This is a genomic window from Corallococcus sp. AB049A, from assembly GCF_003668885.1.
Taxonomy (GTDB): domain Bacteria; phylum Myxococcota; class Myxococcia; order Myxococcales; family Myxococcaceae; genus Corallococcus; species Corallococcus interemptor.
Window position 1 is genome coordinate 1 of the sequence record NZ_RAWL01001275.1, and the last position, 415, is coordinate 415.

Genomic DNA, 415 nt, shown 5'->3' on the forward strand with positions numbered 1-415 from the left:
CACCTCAGCATCGTGCAGCAGGTCGAACAGCAGGGCTCGCTCACCGCGGCCGCCGGCGTGCTCAACCTGACCCAGTCGGCGCTCAGCCACAGCATGAAAAAGCTGGAGCAGCAGCTGGGCACCGATGTCTGGCTGCGCGAGGGCCGCAGCCTGCGCCTGACCCAGGCCGGGCAGTACCTGCTGGCGGTCGCCAACCGGGTACTGCCGCAGCTGGACCTGGCCGAGGAGCGGTTGGGCCAGTTCGCGCAGGGCGAGCGCGGCGCGCTGCGCATCGGCATGGAATGCCATCCGTGCTACCAGTGGCTGCTGAAGATCGTCTCTCCCTACCTGGCGGCGTGGCCGGACGTGGATGTGGACGTCAAGCAGAAGTTCCAGTTCGGTGGCATCGGCGCATTGTTCGGTTACGAGATCGACC

Annotated in this window: 1 protein-coding gene; it reads left to right on the forward strand. The window is 67.2% G+C overall.

The window, feature by feature from the left end:
* Positions 1-415, forward strand: a 415-nt coding sequence (locus tag D7X55_RS46990; protein ID WP_121725790.1) for a LysR family transcriptional regulator, incomplete at both ends; no start/stop codon positions are given.